This window comes from Peribacillus sp. NPDC046944 (genome assembly GCF_050272735.1).
In the GTDB taxonomy this organism is placed as follows: domain Bacteria; phylum Bacillota; class Bacilli; order Bacillales; family DSM-1321; genus Peribacillus.
Genome location: NZ_JBNNML010000003.1, coordinates 172,198 through 185,496, shown reverse-complemented (window position 1 = coordinate 185,496; position 13,299 = coordinate 172,198). Strand labels below are relative to the sequence as shown.

The following is a 13,299-nucleotide window of genomic DNA, read 5'->3' as shown; positions in this document are numbered from 1 at the left end:
CATGGCCGCATTCTTAGGAATGCGGCTTATTTTTTTTGAGGACGATGCAGCATTAAAATGAAGTTGGAAAATTGGCTTGCGAAAGGTAAAACGATCAAAGAAGTCGTAATATTAAAAATGACACTAGCATGTGCAAGCTGGGTCGCTTTATTTTCAGTGAAAAAGGCAGCCGTTCGTTCTAGAACGTCCACAAGAGGAAGGAAGGCAGCCACACCAATCACATTCAGCCATATATGTGCATATGCTGTAAAGGCAGCTTGTCTACCTGAACCGATGCTAGCCATATAGCCTGTGATACACGTACCGATATTAGAACCGAGCATCATGATGATGGAAGAAGAGACGGATAGCTCCCCACTCATTAAAAAACTCATGGCGATTCCGATGGTCGCGGAGCTAGAGTGAATCAGCGCCGTTAACAGGATACCTGCCAACAAAGCATAACTAAGATGGCTTTCTATGCCACTGAGTACATGCTGAACCGATGGATAGGCAGCGATGGGCTTGGAGAGCATCTTAAAACCGCTCATCGCCGCGAAAATGGCAGAGATGCCTATAAGGGACATTCCGGCGCTTTTTAATGCGATTTTGGGCATAAAGCAAAGAGCGGCACCGCATAAGACTCCTGGAATGATCCAGCGGTCCAATGAAAAGGTCATGAATTCAGCTGTAAAGGTCGAACCGATATTCGTTCCTAAAATGATGCCAATCGTCTGTGGAAAGGATAAACTGCCGGCGGAAACGAGACCCACAGTCATGACCATGACCGCCGAGCTGCTTTGAAGGATGCCTGTGAAAATCGTACCTGCAAAAAAACCTTTCCATGGTTTATCGGTCACCTTAGAAAGAAAGGATTTTAATTTAGCGCCGGACAGGTTGAATAAGCCGATGCGTAAAACGGCCATACCCGCTAAAAATAAAGTGATGAATAAAAGGAATAAAAGTAACTCGTACATGACCAACACCTCTTGAACAGTCTATGGCCCATAGGGGAGAGACATGCTATAAAAAGCTTCAAAGTTGCAATTAGAAAAAAATATGGTAACAACATGATAATATTTCAAATAAGTTTCGTTTTATTGGTTGACCTGTCAAAGATGATATATTATAATTGTTTAGTACATGTATAACATGTTGACAACTTGAGTTAGTGTGTTGTTTTCGGAGGGAGGGAAAGAGATGTCTAAAACCGTCGTTCGTAAAAACGAATCGCTTGAAGATGCTCTTCGTCGTTTCAAACGTACTGTATCTAAAGCAGGATCGCTTCAGGAAGCTAGGAAGCGTGAATTTTATGAAAAGCCAAGCGTAAAACGTAAGAAAAAGTCTGAAGCTGCAAGAAAACGTAAATTCTAAGAGAGGGTGGAAAGATGAGTCTTCTCGAGCGTTTAAATAATGATATGAAACAAGCGATGAAGAACAAGGAAAAGGACAAACTATCTGTTATTCGTATGTTGAAAGCTTCGCTTCAAAACGAAGCCCTAAAACAGAGACAAGATTTAACAGATGATGAAGAATTGACAGTGCTCTCTCGCGAATTAAAACAACGCAAAGACTCCCTCCAGGAGTTTGAAAACGCAGGTCGTTCCGATCTCGTGGATAAAGTCCGCACCGAATTGGGATACGTAGAGGCATATATGCCTGAGCAACTATCAGAAGAAGAGATTTCTGAAATTGTTAAATCAACAATTGAGGAAGTCAATGCAACATCCAAAGCAGATATGGGGAGAGTTATGGGAGCTTTAATGCCTAAAGTTAAAGGTAAAGCAGATGGTTCTCTAGTAAACAAGTTAGTACAACAACATCTATCTTAAACTCGAAACCTAACCGCAGGCATTAGCCTGTGGTTTTTGTGTGTTTACGTGATTATTTCGCCTCTTTTAGACGTATAGTAACTAGTGAAAGGGCAGCCGATTGGTTTTATATAAATTAATTGCTTTTTAAATGAAACCTTTTTCATATACATACGTATTAACTAAGTAAGTGACGATAATAAGTGGATTCGATTAGCAAGGGTGAAATATGCCTTTTAGGTAATGGAAAGGCCGGCTTACAGGCGCTTAATACGGGAAAGGAGGCGTTCCATTGAAAATATGGCGTGGTCTATCTGTTCTCTTATTCGGATTGCTGCTTATAGTGTCTTTCTTGGTGCCGGGTGCTTCTGCAAAGGAGAAGATTGTTTACCAGGTTCCCATTCAAGAAACGGTGGAAAAGGGTTTGGCCGCCTTTTTGCAACGGGCACTATCGATTGCAGAAGTGAATAACGCAGATCTTGTAATTTTCGAGGTGAATACCCCAGGTGGTGCCGTAGATGCGGCAGGGGAGATAGCCAAGTTACTGTCTAATTCCTCAGTAAAAACAGTGGCTTACGTCAATAATCGTGCTTTATCTGCGGGTGCCTATATTTCGCTCAGTGCCGATGAAATTTATATGGTCCCCAGTGCTACAATGGGTTCAGCTGCGGTGATTGACTCTTCGGGAAATGCAGCGGGAAAAAAAGCGGAATCTTATTGGTTGGCTGCAATGAAAACGGCAGCCGAACAGAATGGACGCGATCCCATTTATGCACAAGCGATGGCTGATGAGGATATCGACCTTCCAAAATACGGAGCCGAAAAAGGAAAATTACTGACATTCACTGCTGATCAGGCAAAAAAGGCCGGCTACAGTGAAGGGACCGTTTCGGGGAAAGCTGAGTTATATAGTATACTCGGGGTGGAAGATGCGGATATTCGAACCATAGAGGAAAGCTTTCCAGAAAAGTTAGCTCGCTTTTTGACCAATCCTTTTGTGATTCCCATCTTATTGACGATAGCAGGCATCGGGATTGTGGTAGAGTTGTTTTCGCCTGGTTTTGGCATTCCTGGTTTTATTGGAATCACTGGCCTCGTATTGTTCTTTTATGGACATTTGGTCGCAGGCATCACGGGCTATGAGTCGTTAGCGCTATTCATCTTAGGAGTCATCCTTGTGCTCTTGGAGTTTTTCCTCCCTGGAGGAATTATCGGGGTGCTTGGCTTTAGTGCAATTATAGGCAGTTTATTTCTCGCTTCAGAAGATCCGGTCCATATGACCATTTCTTTGTTAATTGCGATTACCGCATCCATTTTGGTTTCTATCCTATTTGTAAAGGTGCTTGGTAAAAAAATGAACTTTTTTAGAAAAATGATATTAACCGATGCAACAAAAACAGAGCAAGGGTATGTCAGTTCTCCGAATCGCTTGGAATTATTAGGTGTTGAAGGTAAGGCAATGACAGACTTAAGGCCATCTGGAACGGCTTTAATTAATGATGAACGGGTCGATGTTGTGACAGAAGGAAGCTTTATTTCCAAAGGGACATCCATCAAAGTCGTGAAAGCTGAAGGGTCGAGAGTAGTCGTTCGGCAAATTCCGGAATCAAATCAATGAAAATAGGAAGGGTGAATGTTTAGGTGATAACTTCAGGAACAATATTTATCGTGTTGGCTGTAATTGCGGCCATCATCATCTTATCGGTATTTTTCACATTTGTACCAGTTATGTTATGGATCTCAGCTTTAGCGGCTGGAGTCAAAATCAGTATCTTTACATTAGTGGGAATGAGGCTTCGTCGTGTTATACCAAGCAGGGTAGTTAACCCGCTCATTAAAGCCCACAAAGCGGGAATCAATGTATCGACGAATCAATTGGAGAGCCATTACCTTGCGGGAGGGAATGTTGACCGTGTCGTCAATGCACTGATTGCAGCAGAACGTGCGAATATCGCATTGCCATTTGAAAGAGGGGCAGCCATCGATCTTGCAGGACGTGATGTACTGGAAGCGGTTCAAATGAGCGTTAACCCTAAAGTGATCGAAACGCCATTCATCTCCGGTGTAGCGATGAATGGGATTGAAGTGCAAGCAAAGGCAAGAATCACCGTTCGTGCCAATATCGAACGATTAGTCGGTGGTGCTGGGGAAGAAACGATCATCGCGCGTGTAGGTGAAGGGATTGTTTCGACAATCGGTGCTTCTAAAAGGCATACGGATGTCCTTGAAAACCCGGATTTAATTTCTAGAACCGTTTTATCGAAAGGTCTCGATTCAGGTACAGCATTTGAAATTCTATCGATTGATATCGCTGATGTGGATATCGGGAAGAATATCGGGGCTATCCTACAGACTGACCAGGCTGAAGCGGATAAGAAAATCGCCCAAGCAAAAGCGGAAGAACGTCGCGCGATGGCTGTTGCCTTGGAACAGGAAATGGTAGCCCGTGTCCAAGAAATGAGAGCGAAGGTTGTAGAATCCGAGGCAGAAGTGCCATTGGCTATGGCTGAAGCGCTGAAGAGCGGAAATCTAGGGGTAATGGACTACATGAATATCCAAAATATCACGGCGGATACGGATATGCGGGATTCCATCAGTAAGATATCGGATAACCCAAAGGACAAGGATAACAATTAATTCCCAGAAGGGAGGCCTTTAAATGGGAGATCTCATTCAATTCTTTCTCAGTAATCCATTCCTTCTGATTATCTTGATAGCTGTTGCAACATCCATGTTCGGCAGGAAAAAACAGCCGCAACAAAACAATCCAAACAACCCGCCGAAAAAGAAATGGCAGGAAATCATGCAGGAGCTTCAAGGCGAGATGCCACAAAAGGAACAACGGCAAACCCCTGTTCCGGCATCTGCCCAAAAAGCAGAGAAGCGTGTCGTACACTCTGCTGGGCCTGTGGATGAAACGAAAGCACAGGCTGAAAAAAGGATTGCTGAACTAAGAAGGCTGCAGCAGAAATATGAGCAAGAGCGTGTGGAACAAAAAGAAAAGGCAGATCGAATTACTACAGCCATTTCTGACGATAGCAGTCCCGTCTATCATAAAGGTCCTTCCTTCACTAAGAAACAGTTGATTGATGGAATCATTATGTCTGAGGTGCTCGGACCTCCAAGGGCTAAGCGTAGCTTGCAAAGGTCAAGGAGATAATTCGGAAGAACTTGTATCCCGCGTTCATTCGTTCAACATGAAAAAATAGAAATTGAACCTTTATAATTTTGTGCTAGAACCCTCTTTCATTTCATACATTGAGATGAAAGGGGGTTCTTTTTTATGGCTCGCAATTGGGGAAAAAAAGTGAAACAGCTTATGACCAAAACAATGGACCTTCCGCAAGATGTCATGATGGACCTGCCGCGAATTACCATGATCGGACAATTACATATATATATTGAAAATCATCGTGGCTTGTTGGCCTTTACTGACAGTGAAGTGAGGTTAATGCTTAAAAATGGCCAGCTGCTAATAAAGGGAACTGGCTTTGTCATCAAGACCATCTTGCCGGAGGAAATCATGTTAGAGGGCAAAATTGACAAAGTATATTTTATCAATGAATGATCCCGGGAGGTTTCCATGAAAAACCAATGGACAAACTATTATACAGGCTATGTAAAAGTGAAGGCATATGGAAGAGGAACCGAAAGGCTAATCAATATGTTGACAAGGAGAGGGCTTCATATCTGGGATGTGAAGCGTGTAGGAAGTGAATCCCTGATTTTCCATATGGATTTCAGGGAAATTTCAAAATTGCGTCAGGTCCTGCGAAAAAGCGACTGTAAAGTGAAATTCCTCCAAGGCAGGGGGTTTCCGTTTCTCATGAAGCGGGTGATGAAAAATAGTGGATTCTTGGCGGGTTTGATTGCCTTCCTTATTTGCATTTTTGTACTTTCCAATATGGTGTGGGGGATAGAAGTTAAAGGGGCAAAACCGGAAACCGAACATGCCATCCGTAAAGAATTGGACAAAATGGGCGTGAAAATTGGAAAGGTGCAATTTCTAGTGGACGATGTGGATACGATACAGCGAAAGCTCTCTGATCGCATCGGTGCCCTAACCTGGGTTGGTGTGGAGCTTAAGGGGACAACCTACCATTTCCAGGTGGTGGAAAAACGGCAGCCGAAGGAAATAGAGAAAACCTCCTCACAAAATTTGGTTGCTTCAAAAAAGGCGGTCATCACCAATATGTTCATTGAAAAAGGCCAACCTAAAGTCAATGTGCATGATTATGTAAGTAAAGGACAACTTCTTGTGTCAGGGTTGATTGGGAAGGAAGATAAACCAGAAATTGTTTCGGCGCAGGGGAAAGTAATGGGGCAAACTTGGTACAAGGCGAATGTGGAAGTCCCTCTGAAAACCAATTTTTCCGTCTACAATGGTAATGAAACCAGTAAGCATTATATAAAAGTGAGCAGCTTATCTATACCTATATGGGGGTTTAAGGATCCGGGCTATAAAAAGCAGGAAAAAGAATCGACTGATCGGCCGTTTCATTTTCTGCAATGGGAACTGCCCATTTCCTATAAAGTCGAGACATTAAGGAGTAAAGACGATATCGTCCGGAGTTATACGAAGGAAGAAGCGATTAAGGAAGGGAAGAAGATGGCCCAGGCCGACTTACGGAAGCTTCTTGAAGAAGAAGACCAAATTATAGGGGAAAAAGTTTTGCACGAAAGCATGGAGAATGGTAAAGTGAAATTATCTATACATTACCAAGTTATTGAAGATATTGCTGTAGGACAACCAATCATTCAAGGAGACTAGCGAATGGCAGATGAAGTGAAGGTTATTAAGTTGGAAATTGAATCACCTAATGAAGCGGTCGCTTTATTGGGCAATGGAGATTCTAATGTAAAAGTGCTTGAAGACGAGCTGGGCATTTCGGTCATCACCCGCGGGGAAGGTATAAGCGTTGCCGGTGAATTAGAGCGGGTGACGATGGGACAGGATATCCTGAAGGCGCTGTTATCTGTGATCAGAAAAGGGATTACGATAAGTTCTAGGGATGTAATGTATGCTATAGAATTGGCTCGCAAGGGAACATTGGAATATTTCGGAGAATTATATGAAGAAGAAATTGCTAAAACGGCTAAAGGTAAATCGATTAAGGTCAAAACAATTGGCCAGCGATATTATATTCAGGCCATAAAGAAGCTCGATTTAGTATTCGGGATTGGTCCTGCTGGGACCGGGAAGACCTATCTAGCTGTAGTGATGGCAATCAATGCCTTGAAAAACGGACAGGTTAAACGAATTATCTTGACGAGACCTGCCGTTGAAGCTGGCGAAAGTTTGGGATTCCTTCCTGGGGACTTAAAAGAAAAGGTAGACCCGTACCTACGTCCGTTATATGACGCTCTTCATGACCTACTGGGGATGGAACAGACCCAAAGGATGATTGAACGCGGGACGATTGAAATCGCTCCCTTGGCCTATATGAGGGGACGTACGCTCGAGGATGCCTTTGTAATCTTGGATGAGGCACAGAATACTACCGAAGCCCAAATGAAGATGTTTTTAACGAGGCTCGGTTTTGGATCGAAAATGGTCATTACGGGAGATCGTACCCAAATCGACCTTCCAAAAGGGATGAAGTCAGGTTTGATTCGGGTTGAGGAGATTCTCAAGAATGTCAAAGGCCTTTCATTTGTGTATTTTGAACAGAGTGATGTAGTCAGGCATCCGCTCGTCGCCAAAATTATCAGCGCATATGAACAGGCAAAAGAATAGAGGGAATCCGCCAATGAAATGGCGGATTTTTTCATGGTGATTCGCTTGCCCATCATGAATGGAATGTGAAATTGTGGTGAAAAGCAAGGGTTTTATCATAACATGATGAAAAGTAGAGGGAAAACTGTTATCATTTTACATATCTAGCATATTAACCATCTTTTTTTAGGAGGACCTTCTTTGAACCGTATCCAAAAATTTTTCACCAAAATAAAAGGCCTGCTGGTCCATCGCTTTTTTCAAGTACTCTTGTTCGTCGTACTTGGTTTGTTTGCATATGGGTTAATGCTATCCAACGTTAAGCCTGAAAAGATCCAAGTGGAGCTTTTTAAGCCAGCGGAACAAACGATACGATCCACCAAGACTATAGAAGATACATATAAGACTACGAAAGAAAAAGAAGAAATTTCAAAACAGGTGGCGGATGTTTATACATTAAAAAAGGAATATGCCAAAAATAAAGTCGATTTGATCTCTTCAATTTTTGATTCTGCGATTGAAGTGAACAAAGAAACAGATCCTAATAAAGGCGGTAAAAAAGGAATTAAAAAGACGGATGGCCAAAAGGTTTCCATCTTGAAAGAAAAATTGACGGATGAGGTCAATAAAGATATAGAAGAATCTGTTTTCATGGCATTGATTCAGGCGGATGAAGATGAACTGGAGATAGCGAGGGACTCCACGATAACCGCTGTGAATAATGTGATGAGTGAGCGGATTTCGGCCAGCGATGTTGAAAATGCAAAGAAAAAAGTGGTAGATGAACTGAGCTACATGAGTATAAATAGTGATATGAAGAAGGTCTCCATATCACTTGCCCGTTCGGCGATTATTCAAAATGTTTTTTTTGATAAAGATAAAACGGAGGAACAACGCCGAAAAGCAGTGGAAAGTGTGGAACCAGTCAGGATTCTACAGGGGCAGATTATCGTCGAAGAAAATCAATTAGTGGATCGGGACGTGTACAGGCAGCTTGAATTGGCTGGGTTTTTAAGTACTGAGTCCACAATCTTTCCATATGTGGGTCTCCTACTTTATATCTTTTTAACTTTTACGGCTTTTTATTACTTTTTTTACTATTCCATAACGAAACGGGATAATAAGTACAATCAGTTGTTGGTTTTCAGCCTTGTTTTTATTTTTGCAATGGCAACGATGAAAACAGTCAGCATATTCGCTGAACTGAAAGATTCGAATTTGGAATATATTTTCCCTGCTGCCATGGCAGCGATGCTTATTAAGATATTATTAAATGATAAATTGGCTGTTGCCATGACAATTTTATTAGGATCTTATGGTACGATAATATTTAATGGCGATACGCCAGGAAATCTTGACTTCTCTATGGGGCTTTATATCATTTTTAGCGGATTGATGGCCATCATAATATTATCGCGTTCCAACTTCAAATCAAGAGTACTGGTAGCGGGTCTCATGATGTCAGTGATCAATATCGCTTTCGTCTATTCGCTCATTTTCATTATGGATGGCCATTACACAAAAGTGGAGTATCTATATTATGCGGGAGCGGCTATAGGATCTGGGCTTGGTTCTGCTGTATTGACGATGGGGCTGCTTCCATTTTTCGAGGCGGGATTCGGGATTTTATCTTCAATGAAGTTGATCGAGCTTTCCAATCCCAATCACCCTTTATTGCGAAAAATCTTGATTGAGGCACCTGGTACCTACCACCATAGCGTAATGGTTGCCAATTTAGCGGAATCTGCATGTGAAGCAATTGGCTCGAATGGGTTACTTGCAAGAGTCGGATCTTATTACCACGATATAGGCAAGACAAAGCGGCCGCACTTTTTCATCGAGAACCAGTTAAATGAGGAAAATCCGCATGATAGGCTACAACCGGTAACGAGCAAGGACATTATCATTGCCCATGCCGTTGATGGCGGAGAGATGCTTCGCAACCATAAGTTCCCGAAGGAAATTGTGGATATAGCGGAACAACATCATGGGACGACTTTATTGAAATTTTTCTATCATAAGGCATGTAAGGAAGATGAAGCGACACGCGAAGTCGACTACCGGTATCCAGGGCCCATGGCGAAAATGAAGGAAGTGGCCGTCATTGGAATTGCAGATAGTGTTGAGGCTGCAGTCAGGTCGATGAAGCATCCTACACCCGAGAAGATCGAAGAACTGGTAAGTTTCATAATCAGTGACCGGATTCAAGACGGTCAATTTGATGAATGTGACATTACTATGAGAGAATTAAGTATCGTAAAGCATTCGCTTTGTGAATCGCTGAATGGTATCTTCCACTCAAGGATCGAGTATCCTGACATGGATAAATTAGGACAGAAGGTGAAAAAATGATTTTAACAATGGATTTAATCGATGAAACGAACGAAGTGACGGAAAAAGGGCAGCAGCTTGTTGAAAGCATTTTGCAATTTGCCGCCAATAAAGAGAAGATCGAAGAAGGTACGGAACTATCCGTCACTTTTGTCGACAACAAAAGGATTCAGGAGATTAATAAAGAATACCGTAATAAGGATTCGGCTACCGATGTCATTTCTTTTGCACTGGAAGAGATGGGGGAGGAAGAAGTCGAGATTATCGGGGCGGAAATGCCTCGCATGCTTGGTGATATCATCATTTCAATTGAACGCACAAAAGAGCAGGCCGAGGAGTATGGACACTCTTTTGACCGTGAACTTGGCTTTTTAGCCCTACATGGTTTTCTTCATTTGCTAGGCTATGACCATATGACTGAAGAAGATGAAAAAGTGATGTTTTCTAGACAAAAGGAGATATTGGGGGAATATGGGCTCTCGAGAGAAGGGTAAGCCAAGGTATCCACTCGTAAAAAGCTTTTCATTTGCTTGTCAAGGGATTTTGGAAGCGGTACGGACCGAGCGAAACATACAGATCCATTTCGTGGTGATGGCAGCCGTCGTGTTCTTTGGTTGGTATTTTTCATTGAACGGAATGGAATGGTTGTTTATTTTGACGGCAATTGCTGGTACGATTGCATTAGAACTAGTGAATTCGGCCATTGAACGGGTTGTTGATTTAGTGACAGACCAAATCCATCCTCTTGCCAAGCAGGCAAAAGATATTGCAGCCGGGGCTGTATTCATATATGCTATATTTTCTATAATAGTTGGATTGATTATTTTTTTACCAAAGTTGGGTATGTAGGTTCTTTTATTCATCCAATGTAGAGGGGGAATTGTATAATGAATACGAATGAATTGATTGAAGAAGCTAAAAAAGCTAGGGAAAAGGCTTATGTCCCTTATTCAAAGTTTAAAGTGGGAGCTGCTTTATTGACTGCCGATGGTAAGGTATATCATGGCTGTAATATTGAAAATGCAGCTTACAGCATGTGTAACTGCGCGGAAAGAACGGCATTATTCAGTGCCTATGCACATAATGACAAGAAGTTTAGCAAACTTGCGGTAGTAGCGGACACGGACCGACCGGTATCCCCTTGCGGAGCCTGCAGACAAGTCATTTCAGAACTATGTGAACCGGATATGATGGTTGTTTTAACCAACTTGAATGGTGATACTAAAGAATTAACAGTACAGGAATTGCTTCCAGGAGCTTTTTCACCGGAGGATTTAAATGAATAAATTAGTTAGCGATACACAGGTAAAAGGATATAAATCAGGATTTATATCCATCATCGGCCGTCCTAATGTCGGCAAGAGCACGTTTTTGAACCGTGTAATTGGTCAAAAAATCGCAATCATGAGCGACAAGCCTCAAACGACAAGAAATAAAGTTCAAGGTGTACTTACACAAAATGATTCACAAATGATCTTCATTGATACACCGGGCATTCATAAACCTAAGCATAAGCTTGGGGACTTTATGATGAAGGTTGCGACGAATACCTTGAAAGAGGTCGACCTGATTCTATTCATGATTAATGCTGAAGAAGGCTACGGTCGTGGAGATGAGTTCATCATTGAAAAGCTACAATCGGTTAATACACCCGTTTTCCTTGTAGTCAATAAAATTGATACGATGCATCCTGATGACCTTCTGCCCATCATTGAAAAGTACCAAAAACTGTATCCTTTTGCAGCGGTGGTGCCTATTTCAGCTCTTGAAGGTAATAATGTCGATACATTGCTTGCCCAAATCAAGGAACATCTTCCTGAAGGGCCACAGTTTTACCCAGCCGATCAAGTAACGGATCATCCGGAGCGTTTCATCATTTCTGAATTGGTCCGCGAAAAGGTTCTGCACTTGACTCGTGAAGAGATTCCACATTCCGTGGCTGTTGTGATTGACTCGATCAAAAAAATGGATAACAGTGACACGATCAATGTTATGGCGACCATCATTGTCGAGAGAGATTCCCAAAAAGGAATTGTCATCGGTAAGCAAGGGAAAATGCTGAAAGAAGTCGGTAGTCGCGCGAGAGTAGACATTGAGAACCTATTGGGCTCTAAGGTTTTCCTTGAGCTATGGGTCAAGGTCCAGAAAGATTGGCGTAATAAAGCTAGTCAGCTACGTGATTTTGGATTTGATGAGAAAGAATATTAATTAACAAATTTTACGCTTCATGAAAGTGTGAAAAACGGTCAAGCTAATCATTAAGGACGGATATTTATCTGATATTGCTAGTCATAATGAAGGGTGGGCTTTATATGTTGGATTTTACCTGGGAGTTATTTAGTGAGACAGGTAATGTGGACACCTATTTACTTTATAAGGAGATAGAAGTCGAAAGGCAGGAAAGACCATTAGTATCGAATGAAGAGCTAGCTGATATTGATTTTCCTGTTTCTTAAGGATTAGCTAAGGCGAGTATGGGTGGTGTCTTTTATGCTTCAGAAATGTGAAGGCATTGTCATTAGAAGGACGGCATATGGAGAAAACAATAAAATTATAACGATTTATACCCGAGAGCTAGGGAAAATAGGGGTCATGGCTAGAGGTGCGAGCAAGCCAAATAGCAGGCTTGCCGCCGTGACCCAGCTTTTTTGCTCCGGGTATTTCCTTGTTTCGACATCTAGTGGACTTGGAAGCCTTCAGCAGGGGGAAATGGTTGACTCGCTTCGTTTTATCAGGGAGGATCTTTTCGCCACTGCCTATGCTTCCTATATCGTCGAATTGCTCGATAAGAGTGTGGACGATAAAAAACCAAATCCATATCTGTTTGAATTGCTTTCACAAACTTTACATTACATAAATGAAGAATACGACACTGAGGTTTTGAAATTCATTTTTGAAATGAAAATGCTTCCTGTAAATGGAATCAACCCGGTTTTGAACCAATGTGCCGTTTGTGGGGAGACCGAAGGGGAATTTGCTTTCTCCCTAAGGGAAGCCGGGTTTATTTGTCACCGATGTTTGGACAAGGACCCTTATCATTATAAAATTTCTCCTTCTGCGGTGAAACTTCTGAGGATCTTTTATTATTTTGATTTATCCAGGCTTGGTAACATATCTGTTAAACCGGAAACTAAAAGGGAATTGTCAAAAATCATTGATGCCTATTATGAGGAATATTCAGGATTACATCTGAAGTCCAAAAAGTTTCTCAAACAGATTGATTCGATGAAAGATATGTTTTAGGTTCGAACTATTGACATTCTGGTTTTGTTTGTATAAAATTTTAATCATCAAAATAAGAAGAATGCGTCGATGGAAGAGAGTACCTGTTTTAATTCATAAAAGCGAACCCGGGATGGTGCAAGCCGGGATATGAAGACACAGGGAAGGGCGTTCCGGAGCATGATTAGGTTTGAAAAGAGGCCGTTTCATAACGGCAATTAGGGTGGAACCGCGGGTAAA

16 protein-coding genes and 1 other annotated feature (1 of these 17 only partly in view) are annotated in these 13,299 nt (G+C 42.0%); of the genes, 15 read left to right on the top strand and 1 reads right to left on the bottom strand.

Features of this window, described 5'->3' with window-relative positions:
- Nucleotides 1-26: 26 nt before the first annotated feature.
- Nucleotides 27-956, bottom strand: a complete 930-nt coding sequence (locus ACQKIC_RS06550) for a Na/Pi symporter (RefSeq protein WP_402958399.1) — start codon at nt 954-956, stop codon at nt 27-29.
- A gap of 223 nt (nt 957-1,179) precedes the next feature.
- Between ACQKIC_RS06550 and rpsU the strand changes: the two genes are divergently transcribed.
- From rpsU to recO, 15 genes are all read left to right on the top strand, one after another.
- The gene (gene rpsU / locus ACQKIC_RS06545) at nt 1,180-1,353 is read left to right on the top strand and encodes a 30S ribosomal protein S21 (protein ID WP_028391853.1); all 174 of its coding nucleotides are present in this window, start codon (nt 1,180-1,182) and stop codon (nt 1,351-1,353) included.
- Between the two features lie 14 nt (nt 1,354-1,367).
- Nucleotides 1,368-1,811, top strand: a complete 444-nt coding sequence (locus ACQKIC_RS06540; RefSeq protein ID WP_402869597.1) for a GatB/YqeY domain-containing protein — start codon at nt 1,368-1,370, stop codon at nt 1,809-1,811.
- A 271-nt stretch (nt 1,812-2,082) separates the two neighbouring features.
- Nucleotides 2,083-3,408, top strand: coding sequence for an NfeD family protein (locus ACQKIC_RS06535; RefSeq protein WP_402986301.1), 1,326 nt, complete (start codon nt 2,083-2,085; stop codon nt 3,406-3,408).
- Nucleotides 3,409-3,449: 41 nt separating this feature from the next.
- On the top strand, nt 3,450-4,427 hold the full coding sequence (floA, locus tag ACQKIC_RS06530; protein WP_402869894.1) for a flotillin-like protein FloA: 978 nt from the start codon (nt 3,450-3,452) through the stop codon (nt 4,425-4,427).
- Nucleotides 4,428-4,449: 22 nt separating this feature from the next.
- Nucleotides 4,450-4,950 (top strand): hypothetical protein, encoded by a 501-nt coding sequence (locus ACQKIC_RS06525; protein ID WP_402986299.1) that lies wholly within the window; start codon nt 4,450-4,452, stop codon nt 4,948-4,950.
- Between the two features lie 123 nt (nt 4,951-5,073).
- Nucleotides 5,074-5,358 carry a sporulation protein YqfC gene (yqfC, locus tag ACQKIC_RS06520; protein ID WP_402869591.1) on the top strand — a complete coding sequence of 95 codons (285 nt, stop codon included), beginning with the start codon at nt 5,074-5,076 and terminating at the stop codon, nt 5,356-5,358.
- A 15-nt stretch (nt 5,359-5,373) separates the two neighbouring features.
- Nucleotides 5,374-6,561 (top strand): sporulation protein YqfD, encoded by a 1,188-nt coding sequence (gene yqfD, locus ACQKIC_RS06515; protein WP_402958405.1) that lies wholly within the window; start codon nt 5,374-5,376, stop codon nt 6,559-6,561.
- Between the two features lie 3 nt (nt 6,562-6,564).
- Nucleotides 6,565-7,527, top strand: coding sequence for a PhoH family protein (locus ACQKIC_RS06510; RefSeq protein WP_402869587.1), 963 nt, complete (start codon nt 6,565-6,567; stop codon nt 7,525-7,527).
- A 180-nt stretch (nt 7,528-7,707) separates the two neighbouring features.
- Nucleotides 7,708-9,858 (top strand): HD family phosphohydrolase, encoded by a 2,151-nt coding sequence (locus ACQKIC_RS06505; protein ID WP_402986297.1) that lies wholly within the window; start codon nt 7,708-7,710, stop codon nt 9,856-9,858.
- Nucleotides 9,855-10,331: an rRNA maturation RNase YbeY gene (gene ybeY, locus ACQKIC_RS06500; RefSeq protein ID WP_402986295.1), complete on the top strand. Its 477-nt coding sequence runs from the start codon at nt 9,855-9,857 to the stop codon at nt 10,329-10,331. Before ACQKIC_RS06505 ends, ybeY begins: the two co-directional genes overlap by 4 nt.
- Nucleotides 10,309-10,686 (top strand): diacylglycerol kinase family protein, encoded by a 378-nt coding sequence (locus tag ACQKIC_RS06495; RefSeq protein WP_402958411.1) that lies wholly within the window; start codon nt 10,309-10,311, stop codon nt 10,684-10,686. Before ybeY ends, ACQKIC_RS06495 begins: the two co-directional genes overlap by 23 nt.
- Before the next feature lie 38 nt (nt 10,687-10,724).
- Nucleotides 10,725-11,123, top strand: a complete 399-nt coding sequence (locus ACQKIC_RS06490; protein ID WP_402869580.1) for a cytidine deaminase — start codon at nt 10,725-10,727, stop codon at nt 11,121-11,123.
- Complete coding sequence (gene era / locus ACQKIC_RS06485) at nt 11,116-12,045, top strand: GTPase Era (protein WP_402869578.1); 930 nt, start codon at nt 11,116-11,118, stop codon at nt 12,043-12,045. The genes ACQKIC_RS06490 and era overlap by 8 nt, the downstream gene beginning before the upstream one ends.
- A gap of 104 nt (nt 12,046-12,149) precedes the next feature.
- Nucleotides 12,150-12,293 carry a YqzL family protein gene (locus tag ACQKIC_RS06480; RefSeq protein WP_402869576.1) on the top strand — a complete coding sequence of 48 codons (144 nt, stop codon included), beginning with the start codon at nt 12,150-12,152 and terminating at the stop codon, nt 12,291-12,293.
- A 34-nt stretch (nt 12,294-12,327) separates the two neighbouring features.
- Nucleotides 12,328-13,080: a DNA repair protein RecO gene (gene recO / locus ACQKIC_RS06475; protein WP_402958417.1), complete on the top strand. Its 753-nt coding sequence runs from the start codon at nt 12,328-12,330 to the stop codon at nt 13,078-13,080.
- Nucleotides 13,081-13,137: 57 nt separating this feature from the next.
- Nucleotides 13,138-13,299, top strand: a binding site (T-box leader); it runs 14 nt beyond the window's last position.

Excerpts from the sequence above, each read along its gene's own strand:
- ACQKIC_RS06550 (WP_402958399.1), bottom strand. The coding sequence starts at position 956 with ATGTACGAGTTACTTTTATTCCTTTTATTCATCACTTTATTTTTAGCG.
- rpsU (WP_028391853.1), top strand. The coding sequence starts at position 1,180 with ATGTCTAAAACCGTCGTTCGTAAAAACGAATCGCTTGAAGATGCTCTT.
- ACQKIC_RS06540 (WP_402869597.1), top strand. The coding sequence starts at position 1,368 with ATGAGTCTTCTCGAGCGTTTAAATAATGATATGAAACAAGCGATGAAG.
- ACQKIC_RS06525 (WP_402986299.1), top strand. The coding sequence starts at position 4,450 with ATGGGAGATCTCATTCAATTCTTTCTCAGTAATCCATTCCTTCTGATT.
- yqfC (WP_402869591.1), top strand. The coding sequence starts at position 5,074 with ATGGCTCGCAATTGGGGAAAAAAAGTGAAACAGCTTATGACCAAAACA.
- yqfD (WP_402958405.1), top strand. The coding sequence starts at position 5,374 with ATGAAAAACCAATGGACAAACTATTATACAGGCTATGTAAAAGTGAAG.
- ACQKIC_RS06510 (WP_402869587.1), top strand. The coding sequence starts at position 6,565 with ATGGCAGATGAAGTGAAGGTTATTAAGTTGGAAATTGAATCACCTAAT.
- ybeY (WP_402986295.1), top strand. The coding sequence starts at position 9,855 with ATGATTTTAACAATGGATTTAATCGATGAAACGAACGAAGTGACGGAA.
- ACQKIC_RS06495 (WP_402958411.1), top strand. The coding sequence starts at position 10,309 with ATGGGCTCTCGAGAGAAGGGTAAGCCAAGGTATCCACTCGTAAAAAGC.
- ACQKIC_RS06490 (WP_402869580.1), top strand. The coding sequence starts at position 10,725 with ATGAATACGAATGAATTGATTGAAGAAGCTAAAAAAGCTAGGGAAAAG.
- era (WP_402869578.1), top strand. The coding sequence starts at position 11,116 with ATGAATAAATTAGTTAGCGATACACAGGTAAAAGGATATAAATCAGGA.
- ACQKIC_RS06480 (WP_402869576.1), top strand. The coding sequence starts at position 12,150 with ATGTTGGATTTTACCTGGGAGTTATTTAGTGAGACAGGTAATGTGGAC.
- recO (WP_402958417.1), top strand. The coding sequence starts at position 12,328 with ATGCTTCAGAAATGTGAAGGCATTGTCATTAGAAGGACGGCATATGGA.